We start from the raw sequence: 22402 nt of genomic DNA, 5'->3' as shown, positions 1-22402 counted from the left end.
ATTTAAGCAGGCGGGAGAATCGTTATGGAACAGCAAGTTAAGAGTCGTTCTATCCCGGTTGGGATTAGCGCATGTCTTATGGGGCATAAAGTACGTTACGATGGTGGTCACAAACGCTCGAAATACTGCCTCAATGTATTAAATGAGTGTTTTGACTTTGTACCCCTTTGTCCAGAAGTCTCCATAGGTTTGTCTACTCCCCGTGAACCGATCCGCTTAGTTGGAGATGCAGCATCTCCTCGTGTTGTTGGTGTAAAAGATCCAGACTTTGATGTGACTGATAAGCTTCATGCTTATGCTGATGAGGTAAGTGCGAAGCACACCGAGTTATGTGGTTATATCCTGATGAAGGGCTCCCCTAGCTGCGGTATGGAAAGGGTTAAGGTGTACCATGAAAATGGTTTACCCAATGAAGCAGGGCGAGGCGCATATGCTGCGCAGTTAATGCGCAATAATCCTGCCTTACCTGTAGAGGAGGAGGGGCGTTTAAACGATCCTGTTCTACGGGAAAATTTCATTACCCGGGTTTTTGTGTATCACAGCTGGCAACAGGAGGTGATGTCGGACCCTTCACTGCATCAGGTGCTACAGTTCCATAGCCGCCATAAGTATCAGCTAATGGCGCATTGCTATGAAGGCTATAAAACGATCGGACGATATCTGGCTGAAGAGGCTTCACATCAGCCTTTATCCGAGGTGTTGGAGCAATATATCCTGCAGCTGATGCAACATCTGACCAAGCGGGCAAACCGCAAGAGTCATACCAACACGCTGATGCATATACTCGGTTATCTGAAAAAAGAGATTGATTCTGATACCAAGCAGGATCTGCTTGAAACTATCGAGCAGTACCGGACTGCAAAAGTGCATTTAGTTGTTCCCCTGACCCTTTTGAAACATTACCTCAAACGTCATGGCAGTGATTACATCCAGTCACAGGCTTATCTTGACCCTTATCCACATGAGCTGGGGCTGAGAAATTATATATAGCCTGTTCGGGAATACTTTTCAGGAATCGTCAGGGAGTTGATAAGCAATGAAGCTTGTCTGGTTTAGAAATGACCTTCGGACAGTTGATAACCACGCCCTCTATCATGCCTGTAGCCTAGGTGAAGGGGTAATTGCAGTTGCCGCCATCTCGCCAGAGCAATGGTTGCAGCAGGATGAGGCCAAATGCAGGGTTCAGTTCTGGTTAGCGAATCTGCAGCAGTTATCGAAAGACCTTGAAAAGCTAAATATCCCGTTAAAAGTTATTTTTACTGACAGCAATGAAGAGATACCAGAAAAGCTCTTCGCTCTTGCTAAGGAGCATGCTGTAACAGGTTTGTTCTTCAACAAGGAATATGCTGAATACGAGTTATTAAGGGATCAAAGGGTAGAGCAGCTATTCGGACGTAACAGTATTAACTGTTCGAGCTATGACTGTGATTTGGTAATGCCAGCTGGAACTATTCTCAATCAGCAGGGCGAACCTTACCGTGTTTTTACCCCTTTCAGCAGGCGTTGGCGGGCTGAGTTTATTCGAATAAATCCGCAACCGCTGCCTGCGCCTGCACCTCAGTTGGAGCATTCTATTCCAGCTGATCCAATTCCCTATCAGATCAATTATGCAAATTGTTTGGGGGCTGATTGGAATAATACTCTATGGCCTGCAGGTGCTGATCATGCACACCAACGGTTACAAACTTTTGTAACCACAAAACTGAGTGAATATCCTAACGAACGTGATTTTCCTGCGCTTGAGGCTACATCATCTTTATCACCCTATCTGAGTATGGGTGTACTAAGTGTCAGGCAGTGTCTGGCAGCTTTAAAGACCTATTCACAAGATGAAAGCTGGTTTGACAATCAGTGGGTAACCGAATTGATCTGGCGGGAGTTTTATCGTCACCTTTTGGTGTTATATCCGGAGATGAATCGTTGGCAACCGTTTAAACCGGAAGTGGAACAGCGAATCATCTGGCACCAGGATAACGCTTTATTTAATGCCTGGTGTGAGGGGAATACCGGTTTTCCTCTGGTTGATGCAGGGATGAGACAACTCCTCGAAACGGGGTGGATGCATAACCGATTGCGTATGGTAACTGCTTCTTTCCTGACTAAACTTCTGCGCCAGGATTGGCGTTTAGGAGCGCGATTCTTTATGCAGCATCTCATTGATGGAGACTTCGCTTCTAATCTTGGCGGTTGGCAGTGGTCTGCCTCTGTTGGGGCGGATGCCGCGCCTTATTTCCGCATTTTCAATCCGCTACGGCAGAGTGAGAGGTTCGATCCAGATAATATTTTTATTAAGCAATGGATACTCTCTGGCAGTATCTCTCCCGTGATTGATTATGCATCGGCACGAAAACTATCTATCGATGAATACAACAGGTCATAGCTTTGGAGAATCCGTTGGGGTTGTTTATTTCCACTGATTCTAAACACTATTGTACGTAGGCCGAAAATTAGTCTAACTTGTTGTTCTTTAAAAGTGTTCCCTTAAATATTCCGTAAAAGAAGAGTTATCTAAAAACTGTACTAAGCTGTTTTAAGTGTAGATACTTTTTAAACTGAAAATAATAACAATAATCAGGGGCCGGTATGCAGCGGTATAGTGTTCAGGGTATTAAAGCCCTGTTGTTTCTTTCTAGCATTTTTCTTTCATTTACCAGTCATGCTGGTCAGCAGGCAGAACTCGCAGTTGAGCATGTGAAATCTCTGATTGCTTCAGGTGAGGTGCGATCAGGTGAAGTACTTCATCTGGTCGCAAAGCAGGGAAATATCGCAAATTTCCTCGGCGATAGTCATCAGCTTAAAGCACGTTGGGAAACCGAAACAGGGACTTCAATTGATGTTCATACCATGCCACAGGTTGCGTCCCTGAACTTCATACGCCAGGCAGAAAACGTAGACCTGACTATCGCCCGTAACCGTGAATATGCAGATCTATACCAACAGTTGCTAATAGAAAATCTGCGCCCTTATGCTGATCGTTTTCAGTTAGGTGTGGGGATGGATAATGATCTCATTTTGCCAGTGTTACAGGCTGAATTCGCTGGAAATCAAGTGGCAATACCTGCTGATGGTGATTTGGCAATACTCTATTTACGTCGAGATCTACTGGATGATCCTAATCATCAGGCTCGTTATCAAAAGCTCTATGGTAAGGCCTTACAAGCGCCTGAAACCTGGCAGGAATACCAACAGCAGGTTGAGTTCTTCCATATGCCTGACAGAGGAATCGTAGGATCGCTAGAGCAAAGAGATCAGTCTTCCGGTTGGATGTTCTGGATGTTGCGTTATGCGTCGCAGTCCTTGCCTAATCAACTTCTATTTGATGAGGATATGAACCCTCTTATCAATAGTCCAGAAGGGATTGCAGCAACGGAGAGCTATATAGCTACAGTGCCTTTCTCTCCGGAAGGAATCCTTAACAAAGACAGCAACTACACTTTCACTCTGCCTCGCTTTCTTAATGGTAAAGGCTATTCAACGATTATTACTCTGGCAGGGGCTAAGATTTTCAATCTTCCCCATTCTAAAGTGCGGGGTGACTTCATCGCTGTGCCTATGCCGGGTGTCCGTATTGGGGATAAGCTAAACCGGCGAACCACGCTGATTTATGGTAACAACCTTGTTATCCCCAAGCGTGCGCAGAATAAAGAACTCGCATATCTGTTTGCTATGTGGCTAACCGATCCCGATATCTCCGTAGAAGCTATTGGTACGAAAGGTGGTTTTTCTGATCCTTATCGTTTTTCCCATCTTTCAAACTCTGCTATGCAGAAAATTTACACTGCCGAAGTGCTTAACACTGTTCAGCAGGATCTACCTCATACCGTACCCGCAGGCACAGGTTTACCCGGTGATACAGAGTATATTTCGATATTAAATAAACAAATTTTTCTTGCCGCCAGTGGAGTAAAAACTGCGCAGGAAGCTATGCGAGATGTGGCAGCGGGCTGGCAGGATGTAACTAATAAATATGGTAGGGAAAGCCAGAAAGTTATCTGGCATGAAATCCGAAAAAACTACCCGGGGCAGAATAATAAGAACAAAGAATGATGCAGCAGAAAGAGCCGCAGGTTAAACCAAGGATATCATTTAAGCGCAAGTTACTGACGGGCGCTACCGTTGTTATGGTCTTTATTTTTATGCTGTTGTCATTGGGCAATAGTGTTATTCAAAGAGCCGCGGAGAGACAAGAACAGGTCCGTAAAGAAACGGTTAAACCTCTGGCGGATATGAGTAATCTGCAGTCGCAGATGTACCGTCTGCGAGTGACTGAAGCTAATCTCCCTCAGATTCATGACTACTTTGCTTTAGCGGCAGAAATTGCGGAGATGGAAAAGCAAGTAGAAACTTTCGCTGAATCTCTGGTTTCTTTTGCGCAGGCGAACCGATCTGTATACAAAGATCCGATCAGGCAGATAGAGCAGAATTGGCTACTACTGACTGAAAGCCTGGAGCAGGTAGAGCAGGCTGCTTCCAGTATGGATATTGACGAAGTGATTCGTTTATCCACCTATCAGGCCCATCCCCGTTTTGACACGCTTATCATCAAGCTGGAGAAACTATCCCAACTTATTGAACGTGATGCGGAGCAATCCTACCAACTGGCAGCTGATGACTTGGAAAATCAACGTCATAACTTTCTAATTATCTCTGTGGCAGCCATGTTCATAGGGGTGGCACTACTGCTTTTGTTTGCTCGCTATCTTTCTGGTCGTGTGAACTACCTGCATGATGCATTTAATCAGGTAGCTGCGGGCAAAGTGGATGATGAGATAGATATCCGAGGTAACGATGAATTAGCCGAGCTTGCGGTTGCTTTCAACGCGATGCGGGAGAAGGTAGCCACAAGACAACGTGCCCTTAATCAGGCACGTGAAGAGCTTGAAATCAGGGTAGAGCAGCGTACGGAAGAACTTTCTGATACTAACCTCAGATTACAGGCAGAGATTGATGAACGTCGCAAGATGGAGGAGGAATTGAGGATTCTTTCGCCTGCAGTAGCGCAAAGCCCGGTTAGTGTGATCATCGTCCGGGTTGATGGCAGTGTTGAGTATGTCAATCAAGCATTTACCGATTGCTCCGGTTATAGCGCTGAAGAGATAAAAGATGGACCTACTAATCTTTTGAATGAAGAGCAGAACGGAGCAGAGGTGAGTAACGAGATATGGGCGGCGGTCAATGCGGGGGAAGAATGGCGAGGGGAGCTTTGTAATCAACGTAAGAGTGGTGAGCTGTATTGGGAATATACCCACATATCGCCCGTTGCAGATGAAAATGGGGTTCTTACCCATTATCTGGTTATCAAAGTGGATATCACCGAGCGTAAAGAGCAAGATCAGAAAATACTGTATCAGGCGCGTTATGACGCTCTAACAGAGTTACCTAACCGTACTCTGGCTATGGACAGGTTGGCGCAGAGTGTTATTTATGCCCAGCGTAATAATGAAAAACTGGCCCTGATGTTTATCGACCTTGATGGCTTCAAAAATGTAAATGATTCACTCGGCCATGAAATGGGGGATGCTCTATTAGTACAGGCAGCTCAACGTCTGAAACGATCAGTAAGAGATTCGGACACGGTCGCCCGACTGGGTGGAGATGAGTTTCTTTTGATAATGACTCATCTGCCTTCGAGGGAGGCTTGTCAGCCGGTACTTAATAAAATTAGTAAGGCTTTTTCACAACCTTTCAAGCTGGGTAATAATGAACTGTCAGTAACGCCAAGCATTGGCTTAGCTGTTTACCCTGAAGATGGCCAGGATGGAGCTGTTTTACTGCGTAATGCGGATCTAGCGATGTATCAGGCCAAAGAGGCGGGTAAGAATACCTACCACTTTTTCAACCAGTCCATTCATGAAAATCTACGTAAACGAATCGATATTGAGAACCAGCTTAAAGGTGCTTTGGAAAGAGACGAGGTTTATCTCCTATATCAACCTATTATTGATGCAGTTGATAAAAGCTTAGTGGGTGTTGAAGCACTGATTCGCTGGGAAAACTCTGATCTTGGACGGGTGATGCCAGATGAGTTTATCGGTATTGCAGAGCAAAGTGGCCTTATTGTTCCAATTGGAAATTGGGTTGTGGAAACGGCTGTGGCGCAGGTTAGCCAGTGGCAGAAATCTGGTTTGGGCCGTTTATCCCTTTCTATTAACGTTTCGCCTCGTCAGATCAACGGTAATGAGCTGAAACCCGTGATTCAATCTGCCATTGAAAAACATAATTTCCCAGCAGATCAGTTGATGCTGGAGATGACAGAGGGGCTTTTGATACGTAATCCACAAGAGGCAAGTAAGATTCTGACTGATCTGAAGGATATCGGCCTTAAGTTAGCGATGGATGATTTTGGTACGGGATACTCATCATTGAGTAATCTTAAGAAGTTCCCCTTTGATATTCTCAAGATTGATCGAACTTTTGTCCGGGATATTGAGCACGATGCCGAAGATTTATCGTTAGTTTCGGCTGCGGCCAGTATGAGTAAGGGCTTGGGGTTAACTATAGTTGCGGAGGGTGTTGAAACCCTCCAGCAGGCAGAGATACTTTCTGAAATGCATTGCGATAGATTACAGGGTTTTTACTTCAGCCGACCTCTCAGCGTAGATACATTTTGGGAATGGTCGCAGCAGTATCTCGAACATTAGTTGTTTATTTATTGCCATAGCATCGGCTTTTTAAGCCAGAAACTCAGCTCGTGTTCTCTCGTTAGATTTGAAAATACCGCCCAACGCCGTTGTTTCGGTTTGAGAGTTTACATCCATAACGCCACGGGATTTGACACAGTAGTGTGTTGCATTGATTGAGACAGCCACATTATCTGTTTCCAAAAGGGTTTGCAGGGCGATTAGGATCTGTTTCGTAAGACGCTCCTGAACCTGCGGACGCTGGCTGAAAAAGCGAACTAACCTGTTGATCTTGGATAAACCGATAATTTTTTTGTTGGGGATATAAGCGACTTTTGCTGTTCCGTCTATGGTCACGAAATGGTGTTCGCAGGAACTGATGACACTGATATCTCGTACCTTAACCATCTCCTCCAAATCCATCTTATTTTCGATCATGGCGATCTGCGGAAAGTTGGAATAGTCCAGTCCGGAGAATATTTCGTACACGTACATCTTGGCAATACGGTGTGGCGTTTCGTGGAGGCTGTCATCATCCAGATTCAGGCCCAGTGTGCCCATGACTTCGGTCATCAGGCTTTTTATGCGTTCGTAACGTTGTTCTTCTGACATTCCATTGTCGAAGGTGGGTGTCTCCAATCCTTTTTCGATCAGTTGATCACGGACCGCTTTCGCTTCTGGGGAGATCATATTGTAATCCTTTTCTTGCTGTCGGCCAGTGGTCTGCGATGGCTACTTATAGATGTTTCCGGAGCAGACATCGTTTTAGATTAGTGTTTATTTGTGGGATCTGCTACCACAGCAGCTATACCAAGACCTTGTTATTCAAAGCCATAATTATCTTAAACTCTTATCAATCTGAGCCCAGGAACCCTCCCGTCTGGTGTTCCCATAGTTGGGCATAGATCCCATTACTGTTGACCAGTTCTTTATGGGTGCCCTGTTCTACGATGTCACCTTTATCCAGCACAACCAACCGATCCAGTGCTGCGATAGTAGAGAGGCGGTGGGCAATGGCGATAACGGTTTTGCCTTCCATCAATTTATACAAGCTGGCCTGAATAGCGGCTTCGACTTCTGAATCCAAGGCAGATGTTGCTTCATCTAATACCAGAATAGGTGCATCTTTCAGTAGCACTCGGGCAATGGCGATGCGTTGGCGTTGACCGCCGGATAGTTTGACCCCGCGCTCTCCTACATGGGCGTCGTACCCCGTTCTGCCTTGAGGATCAGTAAGGCCAAGAATAAATTCGTGGGCTTCCGCTTTCTTGGCGGCTTCGATCATCTGCTCTTCACTGGCGTCGGGTTTGCCGTAGAGTAGATTGTCCCGTACGGAACGGTGCAGCAGGGCTGTATCCTGAGTCACCATACCGATCTGTTCCCTAAGCGAATCCTGCAAACAGCTTCTTATGTCCTGCCCGTCTACAGTGATGGTGCCTGATTCAATATCAAAGAAACGCATCAACAGATTAACCACCGTCGATTTACCCGCCCCGGAGCGGCCCACCAGGCCAATTTTTTCTCCGGGTTGAATATTAAGGTTTAAGCTTTCTATAACTTTTTTATTTTCGCCGTAGTGGAAACAGACATCATCGAACCGGATATGACCGTTACTGACCCGTATTTTTTCGGCACTGCTTTGATCTTCGATCTCCAGGGGTTGTGACAGTGTTTCCATACCATCGGCGACGGTACCGATGTTTTCAAAAAGAGCGCTGATCTCCCACATAATCCAATGAGCCATACCGTTCAAACGCAGAGCCAGAGCTATGGCGATAGCGATAGCGCCAACAGTGACTGCTTCATTGAGCCACAACCAGATGGATAGGGCGGCAATAGAGAATGCGAGCAGGTGATTTATGGTCTGTACACTCATGTTCAGGAGTGTGACCAGACGCATCTGTTTATGCACTGTTCCCATAAATGCATCCATACCTTCTTTGGCATATTCAGCTTCTCTGGATGTATGGGAAAAAAGTTTGACGGTCGCAATATTAGAGTATGAATCAACTATCCGTCCGGTCATCATCGCCCGTGCGTCAGCTTGTTCGGTAGAGATCTGCTTAAGCTTGGGAACGAAGTAGCATTGAATGCCGATGTAGAAAACTAACCAAATTAACAGAGGCAGAGCCAAGCGTAGATCTGACTGTGCTACCAGCACTAGCATAGCGCAGAAGTACACGGCCACGAACATCATTACATCCAGCAGCTTCATTACCGATTCACGGACAGCCAGCGCGGTTTGCATAACTTTGGTTGAGATACGGCCGGCAAAGTCATTGGCATAAAAAGAAACACTTTGCTTAAGCAGATAACGATGGGCCAGCCAACGGATAGCCATAGGGTAGTTGCCTAAGAGTGTTTGATGGGTGACCAAAGAGTGTAGAAGCCCAGCTAAAGGCAAAGCTACTAAGGGGATAAGGCTCATCAGAACCAGTGTCCCGGCTTCCTCATCGAGGAATGTCTCCCGGTCTTTATTTGATAGCCAATCAACTAACTGGCCCATGAAACTAAATAAACTGACTTCCAGAATTGCAATCGATGCAGTCAAAACAGACATCATAAGCAATGGCCCTTCCATCCCCTTAGTGTAATGGCGACAGAAACGGTAGATGCCTTTGGGTGGTTGCTGAGGATCTACGTCTGGAAACGCAGATACAAGTTTTTCAAAAAAAGAAAACATAAGAACCTGAACAGGGGTCGTGGCAATAGCTTTAGGATGTGAGCTAATTTATCAAGATTAGTTCAATAGAGCGATGTTTTAAGGGGCTTCAAAATAGTCTGGCTTAACAATTAGCGCCAGTCTTTAAGGCCATATTTCTGCAGAATTTCCGCTAATTCTCCAGATGCCCTTAGTGTCACTATTCCTTCAGAGAGGATCTGGGCAAACTCAGATGAATTTTCCAGGGCAGGGGAAAAGGCTATGTAGGATTTCATTGGTTCGCTGGAGCGTCCTGCTGCTTTAAAGTTTTCTGCTACCCCCAGCTGTTGGGCGGTATACCAGAAGACTTGATCTGCTTCTACTATCGCACCGACTCGCTTGAGATTTAGCATTTTGATACCACGGCGCAGGGGCTGGCCTTGTCCACTGAGAAGCGAAACATGTTCAGAACCGCTTTGCTGAATATAGTCGCGCAGCTCAGGGCCGTAATCGTAACCAGAAATAGCAACAAGCTGAATCTGCTTTAATGAGTCCACTCCTTGATAGCGCCAGTTGCTGTCCTTGTGGATAAAGAAGGTATTGCTGAGAATCGATAATTCCTGTTCCGGGAAAATAAAATGAGGCGCATCCCCAGGGAAAGCACCAATAATACCGTTTATATTGCCCAATTCCGCTTCCCTAATAGCGCGTGACCAGCTCATGACAATGTAGTTGACCTCATACCCCCTGGCAGAGAAGACTTTATTGGCAACTTCGATCATAAAACCCGGCTGGTCAGCACTGGGATCGCAGTTAAATGGGCACCAAACATCCGCAGCAATAGTGATCTTGTCAGCAGTTGCACTTTTTGCGAAAGCGAAAAGCAGAATAAGTACTGAGAAAAGGTGGCGAATAGACAGCATTCGTTTTTTTAGATTAATTCATTTATTTGTCCCTAATTTAGGGCATGCGAATGCTACCGGCAATAAACTTTTGGTATCAAGGAGCCTGCGAACAAGCCTTTGGCTTTCTCTTAGAGTAATAAAACCACTAAATAGTCTGAAGGCACCTAGTACGCGAAGGGTAGTGCAGGCCATAGTTTGTTATTAGCTTTAGCCGAGATGAATTATCCGTAGCTTAGTAAGAGGGATAGTTTGTCTAATCAGAAGGGCATAAAAAACGGGCACTAGGCCCGATTTGAAAATTGAGTGCATCTGCTTTCGTTCAGTATGCTGCAGTAACAGACAGTTCCACCAGAATTTCCGGGCGGGCCATACGGGCTTCCACACAGGCGCGGGCTGGTTTTTCGCAGTCAGCAATCCAGGCATCCCAGACCGCGTTCATGGCAGCAAAATCTTTCATATCACGGATATAAATAGTCACAGACAGCATCTGGTTACGGCTACTGCCTGCTTTCTCAAGCAAATCATCGATTTTATTCAGGCAGCGCTGTGTCTGTTCAGTTATGTCCCACTCAGCTTCGCCAGCGGTCTGTCCGCACAGGTAAACGGTGCCGTTGTGTTTTACGATACGGCTCATACGCTGTGTGGATTCGATACGTTCAATACTCATTAATTAAGACTCGATGTATTTCTTGTGCACACGACGAGTAATGCCGGTGAACAGGGTATAAGGAATAGTGTCGCAATGTTTAGCTACGTCGGAAGCGAGCAGGTTTTCACCCCACAGCTCCACGTAAGCGCCAACTTCAGCCTCCGGGATATCGGTCAGATCTACCGCCAACATATCCATGGATACACGACCAATAATCTGGCTTGGTTTGCCGTTGACCAGAACCGGGGTGCCATTGTTAGCGTGTCGTGGATAACCATCTGCATAGCCCATCGCAACGGTGCCGACGCGGGTCGGTTTATCGCAGATCCAGGTGCAGCTGTAACCCACCGCATCACCTGGTTGCAGATCACGGATAGCAATCACTTCTGAGCTTAGCGTCATTGCTGGTTTCAGTTGATCCGCGAGTTCTTGTGATGTTGCGAACGGCGTCGCTCCGTAAAGCATTATGCCTGGACGCTGCCAACTGCGACGTGCGTTTGTATGTGCCAGAGTACCTGCCGAGTTAGCCAGGCTAACAGACGCATCAATACCTGCGGTTGTTTCATCAAACAACTTGATCTGATTTGAGGTAGTATCCAGTTCCGGCTCATCGGCAGAGGAGAAGTGAGTCATCAATACCACTTCTTTTACCTGTGGAAGAGCGACTAGCTTATCGTACGCCTCTTTATACTCCTCAGGCAGGACACCGAGACGATGCATACCACTGTCCATTTTCAGCCAGACTGAGATGGGGTTAGCGATATCTGCGGCAGCAATTTGATCAATCTGGAACAGGCTGTGGACAGCGCACCAAAGATTATTATTGCTGATGTATTCCAGTTCATTAGCAGCAAAAAAACCTTCAAGCAGCAGAATGGGTAATTGGATACCTTCGGCGCGTAATTCCATAGCTTCTTCTATGCAGGCAACACCAAAGGCATCAGCTTCATTTTCCAGTGCTTCGGCTAGTTTTATTGCTCCGTGACCGTAACCGTCGGCTTTGATGATGGCGATTGCCTGCTGCTCAGGGGCAACGGACTTTGCCAACCGATAATTATGCCGGATCGCATCCAGGTTGATTGTTGCTGTGGCGGCACGTGCCATAGAAAACTCCTAATTAGCCGAAATAACGGCGCTGAAAATCCAGCTTAAACGACCATTACTGCTTCAATTTCAATGTCAGCACCTTTGGGCAGTGCTTTCACCGCATAGGCTGCACGTGCAGGGTAAGGTGCATCAAAGTACTTCGCCATTAGTTCGTTAACTTGGGCAAAGTATTCCAGATCAGATAGCAGAACTGTGATCTTAACAAAATCGTTTACCGTACCGCCTGCCGCTTCTGCAACGGCCTTCAGGTTTTCAAACACTTGAACTGCCTGCGCCTCAAATGACTCTGTTACCATCTCCATGGTTTCGGGGTTTAGAGGAATCTGGCCAGACAGGTATACAGTGTTACCTGCTTTCACTGCCTGCGAGTATGTACCAATAGCAGCAGGTGCTTTATCAGTAGAGATAATAGATTTATTGCTCATTGTATATCGTCCTTTAGAAAATAGGATGGCGTCGGCCTAAAAAGTGGTGGTAGGCCCGCGCCGGTGGGATCGTAAAATTCGTTTTTATGCGTATCGGGCTATAGAAAGCCCTTCTGGATCAATATCCGTTTTCTGTTGGCTAATCACGTCTGCAACGTATTTACCGGAGCCAAGCGACATGGTCCAACCCAGTGTCCCATGTCCCGTATTGAGGAACAGGTTGGAGTATTTTGTTTCTCCCAATATAGGGGTACCGTCCGGGGTCATTGGGCGCAGGCCGGTCCAGAATTCGGCATGTTCAATATCACCACCACCTGGGAAAAGGTCTTTAACGACAAACTCGACATTGGCGCGGCGCTTTTCCTGTAGCTCTTTGTTGTAGGAGGCAATTTCTGCAGTACCACCCACACGGATACGGTCGTCGAAACGGGTTACGGCCACTTTGTAGGTTTCATCCATCACGGTTGAAGTGGGGGCCTTACCAGCATCAACAATAGGCAGCGTTAGTGAGTAACCTTTTATCGGGTAAACCGGAACTTTGACATCAATCTCTGCCAGAATAGGAGTTGAGTAGCTACCCATAGCAACCAGATAGGAATCGGCTGTCATTTTGCCGCGTGATGTAGATACATCGACAATCTTATCGCCTTCTCTGTTGATGCTGAGAATGTCTGTCTTCATTACAAACTTCACGCCCAGCTTCTTGCATTCATCAGCAAGTGCATTATTGAACTTGAAACAATCACCGGTTTCATCGCCTGGCAGGCGCAGGCCTCCGACGATTTTTTCTTTCACATTAGCCAAGGCTGGTTCGTGTTCGACACAACCCTCTGTGTCTAAAACCTGAAAGTTCACGCCGCATTCTTGTAGTACAGAGATATCTTTTTTCGAAGCATCAACCTGCTTCTGGGTGCGGAATACCTGTAGCGTACCTTTGGTGCGTTGGTCGTAGTTGATATCCAGTTCGTTACGCAGATCGATAAAACAATCTCGGCTGTATTCCGCCAGACGCATCATGCGTGCTTTGTTAACGTGGTATGCACCTTCAGTGCAGTTGGTCAGCATCTTTGTCATCCAACTCAGAGTCTGTGGGTCTACCTCTTTACCATTAATCATAAATGGAGCCAGATCTTGCATCAGCCACTTGATAGCTTTTAATGGAATACCTGGCCCAGCCCAAGGTGCAGAGTAACCGGGAGATATCTGACCTGCATTGGCATAACTAGTCTCTAAAGCGACATCCACCTGTCGATCGATAACAGTAACCTCATGACCTGCTTTGGCTAAATACCAAGCGCTTGTTACGCCAACCACGCCTGCTCCTAAAACCAGTACCTGCATAGTGTCACCTCACTTTAGATTTTATTGCATTGAGATAGATGAATTGGAAAACACTAGTTTATTGCTTTTTTTGTAGTGGAAGGTTTTGTATTTATTTTAAATTTGGTTTTAAATTCTTTCTTATTATGTTTTTGCAGGGGAAATTACTGTTATGGCTGAATTGAAGAAAAGAGTGCTGGATCGACTTGATCTCAATATCCTCAAGACCCTACAAAGTGATGGTCGGATTAGTTATGTTGATCTGGCAGAGCGAGTAGGGCTAAGTTCCACGCCTTGTATAGAGCGTGTGAAGCGTCTGGAGAAAGAAGGTTATATCGAAGGGTATTACGCCCGCCTTAATCCGCAACTCCTTAATTACAAAATGTTGGTGTTTGTCGAGATCTCACTTTCTTACCAGACCCCGGATGCGTTCCAGAGTTTTAATAAGGCGGTTAAAGAACTGCCCTATATTCTTGAGTGCCATTTGGTATCTGGTGATGCGGATTACCTGCTTAAAGCACGTATAAATGATATGTCAGAGTACAGAGCATTACTTGGCGATATGCTTTTGACCTTACCGGGAGTTAAGAACTCTAAGAGTTATATTGTGATGGAAGAGGTTAGGGAGACTCTAGAGCTACCAGTGGGGGATCGAGCTGAAGTCTAGTTCTTGCCTGCATGTTCTGGTGAGCTTGTACAAACATATATATCTGATTTGTGGAATAAAAGTGATCTAAAACAGCTTGTATTACGTGTATGTAGTAACCGCTTAAAGCACTTATCAAACATTGATTTAAGTTTATTTATCCCTTTTAGACTATAAGGGTATTTATGTATTCATCTATGAATAATAGTAGTAATCTATGAATCCATATCCTTAGCATGTACAGCGTGGAAGATAGCAATTATGAATGCTGGTAGTCGTTATACAGCAGACTCAAATATATCCGTTATTGCAATTGGTGCTTCAGCGGGCGGGTTGGAGGCTATATCCCACCTGTTATCAAATATTGGACCCGATATCCCTCATGCTGTAGTCATACTGCAACACCTTTCTCCTAACTATAAAAGTATGATGGCGGAACTCTTAACCAGAGAAACGCGGTTACGAGTGGTGGAAATGCAAGATGGTGAAGTACCGCAATCAGGTGTGGCATACGTTGTGCCACCAAACAAAAATGCAGTGCTAAGGGATGATCAATTTACTCTTCAGGATGCATTACCGGAAATATCTCCAAAGCCCTCTATTAATGAGTTTTTTATATCGTTGGCAGCAGAATTAGGAGAGAGAGCGGTAGGGGTCATCCTGTCTGGAACAGGTACTGATGGTACAGCGGGTTTGAGGGCAATCCAGGCTGCAGGCGGGATTGCGATTGTTCAGTCCCCGGAAAGTGCGAAGTATTCTGGAATGCCATTATCCGCGATAGATGCTGGTGCCAGTGATTTTATACTTGAACCAGAGGAAATTTCTGCAAAATTAATGGCTCTACCATCTGATATGTTGGTAGAGGTTGAGTTCTCACCGTCAACCCTTGAACGTATCATTCAGCTTCTGAATAAGGCGTGTGATGTAGACTTTTCTGGTTATAAAGTAGGAACTCTATCGCGACGGGTACGCAGGAGGATGGTGGCAACGGCTCATTCATCGATGGAGTCCTATCTAGAATGGTTAGAAGATAATTCCGACGAATTGGACATGTTGTCGAAAGACATTCTTATATCGGTAACGTCCTTCTTTCGGGATAGTGAATCCTTTGCGGGGCTAAGAGATTCGATTTCGGATATCCTCTCTAACATGGCTCCTGATGAGGAGTTCAGAGCTTGGGTTGCGGGCTGTGCCACGGGTGAGGAAGCGTACACTCTAGCGATCCTTATACTGGAAGAGTTACAGCAACAGTCTACTATCAATCGGGTTCAGATTTTTGCCACAGATATTGATGAGGAAGCATTAAATTTTGCGCGTCAGGGCCTTTATCCATCAAGAAGTCTAAAAGCGTTACCTGAAGAGCTATTGGAAAAGTACTTTATAGTTAAAAATGACGGTCAATATGAGGTGCATAAAAACCTGCGTGACATGATTGTCTTTGCTCGCCATAACGTTATTAATGACCCTCCTTTTCTACATCTGAATCTGGTGACTTGTCGTAATGTTCTTATCTATTTTGATAACGCATTACAGTCAAAAGTCCTGCAGCGCTTCCACTTTGCTTTGAAACAGGAAGGGGTTCTCTTTCTTGGGCGTTCAGAGAGTGTTGCTCAGGCTGAGCAGTTATTTATTCATACCAACCGCAGGGAACGTATCTTTCGCAAACATGGTGATAGCAAACCCCGTTTAGCTTCGACCATTAGTGCTAAATTACCGGTTTTACCTCGTGTTCGTTCAGAATCTCCGCAACTGTTGTTGGATGCGTTTACTGAACACTATGGGGTGACTGCGGCATTATGTACCTTGGATGGCAGAGTGTTACAGACCTCCGGAGAGGTTGAAACGTTTTTCAGATTTCCATCAGGCAGCTCAGATATCCGTTTGCCTGAAGTTATTGATCCTGTTTTTCAAACTGAACTGCTTGCTCTTCTCCATCAGCTTAAAAAGTCCCACTCTGCTCAATATGGCAGACCGAAAGAACTGGCAGAAAATTTTTGGCAGTTATCTCTTTCACCGGTCAGTAAAGAGGGTGAAAGCTGGGTGCTCCTGCTGATTTCTAAGCATCAGGAGTCGCCTAAAAATGTACCAAGCTTTTCTCATGACAATGTTTATTCCGATGAGCTTGAAGTTACCCGTGAGCAGTTACAATCTCTAATTGAAGAGCTAGCTACAGCGAATGAGGAGATGCAATCGCTGAATGAGGAAGCTCAGGCCTCCAATGAGGAGTTGCAGGCCACAAACGAGGAGATGGAAGCTGCAAACGAAGAGTTACAGGCCACAAATGAGGAATTAGTTAGCCTGAATGAAGAGTTGAGCATCAAAACCAATGAGCTGATTATGCTCAATGAAGAGTATTCACATCTCTATGATTCTTTCGATTTCCCAGTATTAGTGTTTGACAGTAAGCTAAATCTGGTTCGATTTAACTCCCCAGCAGCTATGGCATTTAACCTGCGTGGTAATGCGAGCAATATTCCAATTGGGCGAATCAAATTCCCTGAATTCCTATGTAATATCGAACAAGTGCTTGGTCTGGCGCTCTCCCATGCTGAAAAGCAGGAAGCTTTTCTGAAAAATGAGCACAAAGCCTATCAGTTAGTTGTTAATCCGGGGTTGAGCGAGCAGGGCGCTGTAAAATTTCTTGTTTTGAATTTACTTGATATCACCGAAATTCAGAAAACCCGCAACCTCTTAGCCGAATCAGAAAACCGCTTACAAACTGTGATGGAGAATACTTATATTCTTATCGCAACTAAGGACCTGAGCGGTCGATATTTATTCGCCAATGATGCGTTTTTAAATTCGTTGAATATTCAGGATATTGATTATGAAATGAAAACGGATTTTGATCTGTTCCCGGGAAGTTTTGCAGGTCAGATCTGGTCTAACGATCTCAGAGCTATTCGTGAATTAGGAATTGTCGAATCGGAATCCAGCCTCTTGGTTGACGGGAAGGTCCGTGTTTTTAGAACGGTCCATCAGGTTCTTCGTGATCATAACGGTACGCCTAATATGATTATCACTGAATCTGAAGATATTACGACCCGAAAACAAGCAGAAGAAAAACTTAAGATCGCAGCTAAGGTTTACCAGCAGGCAGGTGAAGGAATAGTTGTAACAGATAAAAATGGTTTTATTCTTTCTATTAATGATGCATTTACTGCGATCACTGGTTTTTCAGAAGTTGATTCTATTGGTGCTGGGATTGGACAACTTCTTCAATCAGGCAGGCACAGTAAGCAGTTCTACAATGAAATGTGGAATGTGCTGGATAATAAAGGGCATTGGCAAGGGGAAATCTGGAATAAGAAAAAGAATGGGGAAGTATATCCTGAGTGGTTAACCATTAACCGGATAATGAATGATAAAAATGAGACGGATTACTTTATTGCTGTTTTTTCTGATATTTCCAACCTTAAAGAATCTCAGCGAAAGGTCGAATTTCTTGCTACACATGACCCTCTGACAGGGTTACCTAACCGTAACCTGTTTCAGGATAGATTAGATAGTGCTTTAGCTCGTTCCAAACGGGATGAATCTTCGCTTGCCGTACTCTTTATAGACCTTGATAACTTCAAATCAATTAATGACACATTGGGTCACGATGTGGGTGATAGGTTGTTGGTTGAAGTGTCAGGCCGGTTACAGGCGGTTGTTAGAGATATCGATACGGTATCCCGCTTGGGGGGAGATGAATTTACCGTCATCATTACTGAATGTGGGCCTGCTGATGTACAGGATGTATCGTCCAGAATTTTATCGGACTTAACTGAACCTGTAGACTTGGATGGCCGCAAAATCTTTGCCTCCGCAAGTATTGGTATTGCGATGTACCCGGAAGATGGTGAAGACTCAAATGGTCTGCTTAAGTCGGCAGATACCGCCATGTATAAGGCCAAAGAATCGGGTAGGAACCGGTTCCAGTTTTTTCATACCGAGATGCGCGACAAGCTGCTTAAACAGTCGGTATTGGAGAGTTCATTAAAGTATGCCATTAGGCATAATCAGTTCCGCCTGGTCTTCCAACCAAAATTCTCGGCTGTGGACAGTCGTCGAATTGTAGGTGCAGAAGCTTTATTGAGATGGAATGAACCCCAGCTGGGGGATATATCACCAGCCGAATTCATTCCTCTTGCGGAGCAAACAGGCGATATTATCGAATTGAGCAACCTTGTTATTGATATGTTAGCAGAGCATATAGCTCGCTGGCTGAATAGAGGTTTGAATCTCCCGCCAATAGCTTTCAATGTTTCTACCAGAAGCCTCAAAGATGAGCATTATGCTAAAGAGCTCGTGTCGCGTATCGACACTTATATGATTCCGCATCAGTACTTTAATGCTGAAATCACTGAGGGCAGTTTGATGGGTAAGTCGTCTGTGGAAATTGAGAATCTCAATGTTTTGAAGGAACAAGGATTCTGCATCTCAATAGATGACTTTGGAACAGGCTATTCATCGCTTAGTTATCTTAAAACTCTGCCGCTTGAAGAACTCAAGATTGATAAGAGTTTTGTAGATGGGCTAGGAGAAGATGAAAATGATGAGGCAATCTGCCGGGCAATTCTATCCATGGCTAAGGCATTGGGTTTGAAAGTTGTAGCTGAAGGCGTTGAAACGGAACTGCAAAAGAACTGGTTGATTGAAAATAAGTGCGATTACCTACAAGGTTTTCTCTTATCCAAACCTTTGGAGGCTTTGGATTTTGAAAAAATTGTAACTCTGAACTGTTGATTGAGTAACAAAAATAATAAGAGGGCAAGGATGAGTTTTATTGAGCAATGTGAACAAGAGCAGTTGCACCTGTCAGGTTTGATACAGCCGCATGGTGCACTGATTATTGTCAATTCAAGCGGAGAGGTAACACACCTTTCTGATAACTACGATGCTTTTAACTTGTTTGCTGATGAGGTTCGGGTTGGTCAACTTTTACCACCGGAAATTCATGCATTACTGGATTTAATTCCTAAAGAAACCGGTAAACATCACCCCTCACAAATTGCTGCTGAGTGCGGTGACGTTTTTTATGTTGTTCTGAGTCGTACTGATGAAGCGTTTGCGCTTGAATTCTATCCAGGGCTGGAGCCTTCCACTGATTCACTTCCTCAATTTGATCTCCCCAGTACCTTTAATGACCTTGAAGAGCTTGGTTACTATCGTGAACAGTTATTAAGCTGGATTCAAAAGCTAACTGGCCACGAAAGGGTTATGTACTATCAGTTTATGGATAATGGTGATGGCCTCGTTACCTCTGAAGTCTGCAGTGATAGCAGCCTGGGTACCTATCTTGATCTACGTTTTCCAGCTAGTGATGTGCCACAGATTGCTAGAGACCTTTACGTGAAAAACCTATGGCGAGAAATCCCAGATGCCCAAGCCAAACCAGTATCTTTATTAGGGAAAGGTGGCAGGCCTGATCTGAGTTATGTTGACCTGAGAAGTGTTTCGCCAGTACACCAAATTTACATGAAAAACATGGGTGTAGGTTCTACGGTTTCTTTTCCGGTTATAAAGAATGAAAAGCTTGATGCACTGATCTCATGTCACTCATCATCACCAAAAAGTATTCCGCGAGAAAACCTCTATGAAGTGTCAGCAATGATATCGAGGTTTAATTTTTTACTTAGGGAGCTGGATACAAGGAAAAGGCTTGAACTGATAGATGAGTTTAATTTTAAGACTCAACGGTTGAGAAATTTGCTCGATACAACTTCATCCATGGAAGAAAGTTGGGATCTGCTTGCGGGCATTATAAAGTCAGAATTTGAGGTTGATACGGTAGTTCTCTGTTCGGATCAATTTACCTATATTTATGGCAATGAGCTTAATCATGAGTTCATCTCATCTTTAGATGACTGGTTTATCCACAACTCCGATGAGCTGGTTTTTTATACAGACAATATAAGCGGAGAGATCAGTAATTTACCTCTGTCAGAGGTAGCAGGCTTTACTGCACTCAGGTTCAGAAGTGGCGGTAACAATTCGCAATTAATTCGATTGTATCTTACACGTTGTGAATTCCTTTATGAGGTGCAGTGGGGCGGAAACCCAAACAAACCGGTGGAAAATCATGAAGGAAATATAAAAATTTCCCCTCGGCAGTCTTTCGCTAAGTGGATTGAAAAACGAATGGGCTATTGCAGGCCCTGGTCGTCACATACGAACCTTGAACTACACCGCTTAAGGGGATTATTGGAGTCGAGTAAAATGTTTGAGGCTGATATCTGATGGAAATGGCTATCAGTCATGGTATGCATGAAAGTTTAAGATCATCGACCAAAGCTCTGCATCAACAGTTAGATTCCCTCGAAGCACTTTTGCCCTTAAAAGGTAAAGGGCTAAACCGGGATACCTATAAAACAGCTTTGATCCATATGTATTCCCCTCATGCATTTCTAGAACAGAAGGTCGCACGTTCTATTCAGAAACTGGATTTAGATTATGACTATCAGCAAAGGGCCAATTTATTCAGAGAAAACCTTATTGCGTTGGGTGCAGATATAACTGTTTTCTCTAGTGAAGACCGTTTAGCTGCTCATGTAGATCAGGTATGTTCTATCCCAGAGATAATTGGATACCTATACCTCTTAGAAGGTTCTAAGCTAGGAAGTGATTATATTGCTCGTCGTTTGGCGAAATCCGCGCTTTGGGAAGCTGAATTCAGCGCTTTCTCGTGTTGTGCTGATCAGCGAAGTGAGTGGGATAAATATTGGTTATTTGTGAATAACTATATTGAACGTTGCGGCACAGAGGGGCAAATTATTGAAGCGGCTGAAAATGCTTTCCGATTCTATATTTGCTCAATAGAGAATGAAGAGTTAGCTCTTACTCAGCTCTAGAGCCGCAATAGTATGTTTTAGCTCTTATCCAAATGGGTAGAGTTCTTCCTCTTGGTCATCATCGTCTTCGTCGTTGATCCAACGCAGCGCTTCAAGTAACTGAGTCATGCGGTAGTGTCGGACTTCACCCTGTATAAACAGATCAGCTATCTTACTCATCCAATCGGTCCATTTTGCATCACCCACTACGGCTAAGCGATAAAAGTCATTTGCATGTTGAACGCCAAATTTAGCATCTTCCCAGAGTGCACCAGCCTCGAACCCTTCAAAATCCGGTGCAAAAGTTATCAGTAGTCGTACTTCAGGGTGTGTGTTTTTTACATGCTCAAACAGAGGCAGAAAGGTTTCGCTGTAATCTGCCGCGGTGAGAGTACCGTTGGCTTGTAGGACAATAATGTCGCCGGTTGTTTCGGGAAGAATGTAAAGCATATTTAGGGTCTATAAGCTTGTAGTGAGATGAGGGGGATTATAAAGACAAACCACGGAGTAGACTACGCAAATAGTCCTCTGCATTATTCTGAAATGTAAGTAAGGATAATAAAGTAGCTTCTGTCTGTGGTAGAGGGTTAACTGCTAATAGATTTTAACGCTGAAATTCTTAAACCTCTGTCAGCTTCATCTTTTACAACAGAGGCCTCAATGGAAAAGTACTGACGTAAATTTTCCACCGTCAGCACCTCTTCAGGGGTTCCATCTACCACTGCATTACCTCCTGATAACAGGATTAGCCGGTCACAGAAACGGGAAGCCAGTGATAGATCATGAATTGCCGCAATCGCGAGCTTCCCTTCCGAAGTCAGGCTTTTGACCAGGTTCATTAGATCCAGTTGGTGACAGAGATCGAGATTGGCGGTGGGTTCGTCCAGCAGCAGAATTTCAGCTTGTTGCGCCAGTGCTCTGGCGATGAATACCCGCTGCCTTTCCCCTCCTGATAGCTGGTCTGCTCTGCGTTCAGCATACTGTGAAAGATCAGTGCGCTTTAGTGCCTGCTCGATAAACTCCAGATCCATAGACGTTTCTGGCTGGTAGCTGCCCAGGTAGGGCGTTCGGCCCATGGCGACCATCTCTCTGACATTAAACGGGTAATCTACCGTATGGTCTTGCGGTACAAATGCCATTTCTTTTGCGATCTCTGTGCGGCTCAGATCCTTTAAGGACTTGTTGCCACAATGAACCTGTCCATGATCTGCAGGTAACAACCCAAGTAAGAGTTGTAGCAGGGTTGATTTACCTGCTCCGTTGGCCCCGATCAG

The 22402-nt window shown here is 44.9% G+C and carries 17 protein-coding genes; 8 read left to right on the top strand and 9 right to left on the bottom strand.

Going from position 1 to position 22402, the window contains the following annotated elements:
- The first annotated feature begins 24 nt into the window (after positions 1–24).
- From GY843_RS03380 to GY843_RS03365, 4 genes are all read left to right on the top strand, one after another.
- Positions 25–990 carry a DUF523 and DUF1722 domain-containing protein gene (locus GY843_RS03380; protein WP_297306520.1) on the top strand — a complete coding sequence of 322 codons (966 nt, stop codon included), beginning with the start codon at positions 25–27 and terminating at the stop codon, positions 988–990.
- A 46-nt stretch (positions 991–1036) separates the two neighbouring features.
- Positions 1037–2380 carry a deoxyribodipyrimidine photo-lyase gene (locus tag GY843_RS03375; RefSeq protein WP_297306518.1) on the top strand — a complete coding sequence of 448 codons (1344 nt, stop codon included), beginning with the start codon at positions 1037–1039 and terminating at the stop codon, positions 2378–2380.
- 203 nt (positions 2381–2583) lie between these two features.
- Positions 2584–4047 (top strand): extracellular solute-binding protein, encoded by a 1464-nt coding sequence (locus GY843_RS03370; RefSeq protein WP_297306517.1) that lies wholly within the window; start codon positions 2584–2586, stop codon positions 4045–4047.
- Positions 4044–6641 (top strand): EAL domain-containing protein, encoded by a 2598-nt coding sequence (locus tag GY843_RS03365; RefSeq protein WP_297306514.1) that lies wholly within the window; start codon positions 4044–4046, stop codon positions 6639–6641. Before GY843_RS03370 ends, GY843_RS03365 begins: the two co-directional genes overlap by 4 nt.
- A 30-nt stretch (positions 6642–6671) precedes the next feature.
- Here the strand turns inward: GY843_RS03365 and folE are convergent, their stop codons facing one another.
- From folE to GY843_RS03330, 7 genes are all read right to left on the bottom strand, one after another.
- The gene (gene folE / locus GY843_RS03360) at positions 6672–7310 is read right to left on the bottom strand and encodes a GTP cyclohydrolase I FolE (protein ID WP_297306512.1); all 639 of its coding nucleotides are present in this window, start codon (positions 7308–7310) and stop codon (positions 6672–6674) included.
- A 163-nt stretch (positions 7311–7473) separates the two neighbouring features.
- Positions 7474–9303 (bottom strand): ABC transporter ATP-binding protein, encoded by a 1830-nt coding sequence (locus tag GY843_RS03355; protein WP_297306510.1) that lies wholly within the window; start codon positions 9301–9303, stop codon positions 7474–7476.
- Positions 9304–9413: 110 nt separating this feature from the next.
- Positions 9414–10184 (bottom strand): ABC transporter substrate-binding protein, encoded by a 771-nt coding sequence (locus tag GY843_RS03350; protein ID WP_297306508.1) that lies wholly within the window; start codon positions 10182–10184, stop codon positions 9414–9416.
- Between the two features lie 301 nt (positions 10185–10485).
- Positions 10486–10833, bottom strand: coding sequence for a RidA family protein (locus GY843_RS03345; protein WP_297306506.1), 348 nt, complete (start codon positions 10831–10833; stop codon positions 10486–10488).
- Between the two features lie 3 nt (positions 10834–10836).
- Positions 10837–11919 (bottom strand): alanine racemase, encoded by a 1083-nt coding sequence (gene alr / locus GY843_RS03340; protein ID WP_297306504.1) that lies wholly within the window; start codon positions 11917–11919, stop codon positions 10837–10839.
- A gap of 44 nt (positions 11920–11963) precedes the next feature.
- Entirely contained in the window at positions 11964–12347 is a 384-nt protein-coding gene (locus GY843_RS03335; protein ID WP_297306502.1) for a Rid family detoxifying hydrolase, read from the bottom strand.
- Positions 12348–12431: 84 nt separating this feature from the next.
- A complete protein-coding gene (locus GY843_RS03330; RefSeq protein WP_297306500.1) occupies positions 12432–13688 on the bottom strand; it encodes a D-amino acid dehydrogenase in 1257 nt (418 codons plus the stop codon).
- A 151-nt stretch (positions 13689–13839) separates the two neighbouring features.
- Between GY843_RS03330 and GY843_RS03325 the strand changes: the two genes are divergently transcribed.
- The 4 genes from GY843_RS03325 (at position 13840) to GY843_RS03310 (ending at position 21149) form a co-directional block, all read left to right on the top strand.
- Positions 13840–14334 carry an Lrp/AsnC ligand binding domain-containing protein gene (locus GY843_RS03325; RefSeq protein WP_297306498.1) on the top strand — a complete coding sequence of 165 codons (495 nt, stop codon included), beginning with the start codon at positions 13840–13842 and terminating at the stop codon, positions 14332–14334.
- A 240-nt stretch (positions 14335–14574) separates the two neighbouring features.
- Positions 14575–19044 (top strand): EAL domain-containing protein, encoded by a 4470-nt coding sequence (locus tag GY843_RS03320; RefSeq protein ID WP_297306496.1) that lies wholly within the window; start codon positions 14575–14577, stop codon positions 19042–19044.
- Positions 19045–19074: 30 nt separating this feature from the next.
- Positions 19075–20538 carry a GAF domain-containing protein gene (locus tag GY843_RS03315; RefSeq protein WP_297306494.1) on the top strand — a complete coding sequence of 488 codons (1464 nt, stop codon included), beginning with the start codon at positions 19075–19077 and terminating at the stop codon, positions 20536–20538.
- On the top strand, positions 20538–21149 hold the full coding sequence (locus tag GY843_RS03310; protein WP_297306492.1) for a biliverdin-producing heme oxygenase: 612 nt from the start codon (positions 20538–20540) through the stop codon (positions 21147–21149). Before GY843_RS03315 ends, GY843_RS03310 begins: the two co-directional genes overlap by 1 nt.
- Positions 21150–21173: 24 nt before the next feature.
- On the opposite strand, the gene GY843_RS03305 is transcribed toward GY843_RS03310, so the two are convergent.
- Positions 21174–21578: an STAS/SEC14 domain-containing protein gene (locus tag GY843_RS03305; RefSeq protein ID WP_297306490.1), complete on the bottom strand. Its 405-nt coding sequence runs from the start codon at positions 21576–21578 to the stop codon at positions 21174–21176.
- 137 nt (positions 21579–21715) lie between these two features.
- Positions 21716–22402, bottom strand: a 687-nt coding sequence (locus tag GY843_RS03300) for an ABC transporter ATP-binding protein (RefSeq protein WP_297306488.1), incomplete at its 5' end; no start/stop codon positions are given.

The organism is Neptuniibacter sp., assembly GCF_024231755.1.
Lineage (GTDB): Bacteria > Pseudomonadota > Gammaproteobacteria > Pseudomonadales > Balneatricaceae > Neptuniibacter.
Note: the sequence above shows the minus strand (reverse complement) of the source record. Positions and strands in the feature narration are given on the sequence as shown.

Bases quoted from the DNA above. Each gene is read 5' to 3' on its own strand.
- GY843_RS03325 (WP_297306498.1), top strand. From the start codon at position 13,840: ATGGCTGAATTGAAGAAAAGAGTGCTGGATCGACTTGATCTCAATATC.
- GY843_RS03320 (WP_297306496.1), top strand. From the start codon at position 14,575: ATGAATGCTGGTAGTCGTTATACAGCAGACTCAAATATATCCGTTATT.
- GY843_RS03375 (WP_297306518.1), top strand. From the start codon at position 1,037: ATGAAGCTTGTCTGGTTTAGAAATGACCTTCGGACAGTTGATAACCAC.
- GY843_RS03310 (WP_297306492.1), top strand. From the start codon at position 20,538: ATGGAAATGGCTATCAGTCATGGTATGCATGAAAGTTTAAGATCATCG.
- GY843_RS03355 (WP_297306510.1), bottom strand. From the start codon at position 9,303: ATGTTTTCTTTTTTTGAAAAACTTGTATCTGCGTTTCCAGACGTAGAT.
- GY843_RS03315 (WP_297306494.1), top strand. From the start codon at position 19,075: ATGAGTTTTATTGAGCAATGTGAACAAGAGCAGTTGCACCTGTCAGGT.
- GY843_RS03335 (WP_297306502.1), bottom strand. From the start codon at position 12,347: ATGAGCAATAAATCTATTATCTCTACTGATAAAGCACCTGCTGCTATT.
- GY843_RS03370 (WP_297306517.1), top strand. From the start codon at position 2,584: ATGCAGCGGTATAGTGTTCAGGGTATTAAAGCCCTGTTGTTTCTTTCT.
- GY843_RS03365 (WP_297306514.1), top strand. From the start codon at position 4,044: ATGATGCAGCAGAAAGAGCCGCAGGTTAAACCAAGGATATCATTTAAG.
- folE (WP_297306512.1), bottom strand. From the start codon at position 7,310: ATGATCTCCCCAGAAGCGAAAGCGGTCCGTGATCAACTGATCGAAAAA.
- GY843_RS03380 (WP_297306520.1), top strand. From the start codon at position 25: ATGGAACAGCAAGTTAAGAGTCGTTCTATCCCGGTTGGGATTAGCGCA.
- GY843_RS03345 (WP_297306506.1), bottom strand. From the start codon at position 10,833: ATGAGTATTGAACGTATCGAATCCACACAGCGTATGAGCCGTATCGTA.
- GY843_RS03350 (WP_297306508.1), bottom strand. From the start codon at position 10,184: ATGCTGTCTATTCGCCACCTTTTCTCAGTACTTATTCTGCTTTTCGCT.
- GY843_RS03305 (WP_297306490.1), bottom strand. From the start codon at position 21,578: ATGCTTTACATTCTTCCCGAAACAACCGGCGACATTATTGTCCTACAA.
- alr (WP_297306504.1), bottom strand. From the start codon at position 11,919: ATGGCACGTGCCGCCACAGCAACAATCAACCTGGATGCGATCCGGCAT.
- GY843_RS03330 (WP_297306500.1), bottom strand. From the start codon at position 13,688: ATGCAGGTACTGGTTTTAGGAGCAGGCGTGGTTGGCGTAACAAGCGCT.